Here is a 224-nt window from a genome sequence, read left to right as displayed (position 1 = left end):
GAGTGACTGAGCGCTTGATTCCTTTGGTTACGCTTAAAGCCATGCCTGAACTCTCCGAAATGCCCTTGGTGAAACGCGGTAATCGCTTATCGATCATGCCGGTTACCGAACAAGAGTGGCAGGCAATCTTAAGCAAAGAAGTGTTAGGTTCTCGATAGCGTTAGAGAGAGCTTTTTACGTAAGGTTCAAAAAAGGCAGCCAGTTGGCCTGTCTCTTATACACAA

1 protein-coding gene is annotated in these 224 nt (G+C 46.4%); it reads left to right on the top strand.

Features of this window, described 5'->3' with window-relative positions; all coding sequences use genetic code 11:
- Nucleotides 1–158: EVE domain-containing protein (locus AB4507_RS21770; protein WP_408063635.1), on the top strand; the 158-nt coding region annotated here is incomplete at its 5' end.
- Nucleotides 159–224: the final 66 nt, after the last annotated feature.

Origin of the sequence: Vibrio sp. 10N.222.54.A3 (assembly GCF_041474095.1) — a bacterium.
Taxonomy (GTDB): Bacteria; Pseudomonadota; Gammaproteobacteria; order Enterobacterales; family Vibrionaceae; genus Vibrio; species Vibrio crassostreae_C.
The sequence above is the reverse complement of the archived record's forward strand: the minus strand, read 5'-3'. Positions and strand labels throughout refer to the sequence as shown.